This is a genomic window from Janthinobacterium rivuli, from assembly GCF_009208735.1.
GTDB lineage: Bacteria > Pseudomonadota > Gammaproteobacteria > Burkholderiales > Burkholderiaceae_D > Janthinobacterium.
In genome coordinates, this window is record NZ_WFLJ01000054.1 from 1 (window position 1) to 648 (window position 648).

At 63.1% G+C, this 648-nt stretch carries 2 protein-coding genes; both read right to left on the bottom strand.

Annotation, left to right across the window (positions count from 1 at the left end; translation table 11 throughout):
- Positions 1-425 (bottom strand): aldehyde dehydrogenase family protein (locus GCN78_RS28855; protein ID WP_152254746.1); only part of this gene is annotated, 425 nt, incomplete at its 3' end.
- Between the two features lie 13 nt (positions 426-438).
- Positions 439-648: 5-deoxy-glucuronate isomerase (locus GCN78_RS28860; protein WP_193316909.1), on the bottom strand; the 210-nt coding region annotated here is incomplete at its 5' end.

Genomic DNA, 648 nt, shown 5'->3' on the forward strand with positions numbered 1-648 from the left:
AGCGCCTGGCGGATGGACCAAGCGTCGATGCCGCCGGCCACCTGTTCCGAATACTCGCCCTTCATCAGCTGCGGGATGCCGCAGGCAAATTCCACCACTTCGATGCCACGCGTCACTTCGCCCTTGGCATCCGTGAACACCTTGCCGTGCTCGCTTGTGATCAGCGCGGCCAGCTTGTCGGCGTTTTGCTCCAGCAATTCCTTGAACTTGAACATGACCCGGGCGCGGCGCAGCGGCGAGGTTTGCGACCAGGCGGGAAAGGCCGCGTGGGCGGCGGCCACGGCCGCGTTCAGCTCGGCGGCAGTGGCCAGGGCCACCTTGGCGCTCACCGCGCCCGTGGCAGGGTTAAAAACGTCGCTCGTGCGCTCGGAGCGCGAGGCCATGGGGTTGCCACCAATAAAGTGGCCAATCATCGGGGTAGTCATCTCTTGTCCTTGGTTATTTGGCATGCATCAGCCATTCATGGGCCGGGTCGTTTTTAAAATGCCACACGCGTCGCGGGCCGGCCATCACGTTCAGGTAATAGCCGTCGTAGCCATACGGCACGGTGACGGGGTGGTAGCCGCGCGGCACCATCACCACGTCGTGGTTTTCCACGGCCATGGCTTCGTCGATGGAACGGTCGTCCGTGTAGACCCGTTGAAAGGC